The organism is Vibrio sp. 10N.222.49.C9 (assembly GCF_041474985.1).
GTDB classification, from domain to species: domain Bacteria; phylum Pseudomonadota; class Gammaproteobacteria; order Enterobacterales; family Vibrionaceae; genus Vibrio; species Vibrio crassostreae_C.
In genome coordinates this window covers 1-366 of the sequence record NZ_JBFRVD010000446.1, presented here as the reverse complement: position 1 = coordinate 366, position 366 = coordinate 1, and the positions used below count along the sequence as shown (strand labels likewise).

Genomic DNA, 366 nt, shown 5'->3' with positions numbered 1-366 from the left:
AGTGAGCAAACTGCGCTGTTAGAGTCCATTTACGCAGAGATAGTAAACAATCCAGAGCTAGAACCCGATTCACTTCCCTGGTATCCAGATTACGCTGTATTTTGCAGTCTGTATCCGCAGCGAGCTAATCCTGTTGCTTGGCGTTTTTATCAGTCAATAGTTGCGGATATGTTCGTCACGTTGACCACTGTTACTTTGCATATGGATTCTAGAGTTCAGCCAGTAGGTGCGTTGTTGGGATGGTTGCAGATCACGCAAAAAGGCTAGTTGAGAGCTGTTACGCAAATAACCATGCAAAAACCAAGGGGATTTGGTCTTAGCCCTACAATATTGGCTGTTTTTTAGCTAAGTAATAGGGTGTAAGTC

General features: G+C 44.0%; 1 protein-coding gene. It reads left to right on the top strand.

Annotation, left to right across the window (positions count from 1 at the left end; all coding sequences use genetic code 11):
- Window positions 1–267, top strand: a 267-nt coding sequence (locus tag AB4585_RS23915) for a DUF1870 family protein (protein ID WP_372171248.1), incomplete at its 5' end; no start/stop codon positions are given.
- Window positions 268–366: the final 99 nt, after the last annotated feature.